This window comes from Bartonella sp. AA81SXKL (assembly GCF_042196945.1).
Taxonomy (GTDB): Bacteria; Pseudomonadota; Alphaproteobacteria; order Rhizobiales; family Rhizobiaceae; genus Bartonella.
Map to the genome: position 1 here is coordinate 326 of NZ_JBHIRH010000405.1, position 235 is coordinate 560.

1 protein-coding gene is annotated in these 235 nt (G+C 44.3%); it reads right to left on the reverse strand.

Features of this window, described 5'->3' with window-relative positions; all coding sequences use genetic code 11:
* The coding region (locus ACFINZ_RS11960; protein WP_375701641.1) for a peptide deformylase at positions 1-235 on the reverse strand (235 nt) is incomplete at both ends.

The window sequence follows — 235 nt, forward strand, 5'->3', positions numbered from 1 at the left end:
TTCCCGATTTTGATAGCGAACACAGAGGCGTTTGGGGCGTTCGACTTCTGCAAAATATTCTGGAATAGAAAGACAGCCCTCTTTGTAAATATTACGCTCATCTGAAAGCCATAAGACTTCAGGGTTGATAATAACTAGAGGATTTTTCTGTTCATCATTTCGCGAGACATCTAAAACCAACATACGTAGGGGTATGCCAATCTGAATGGCGGCAAGGCCAACGCCTTGGGCGTGA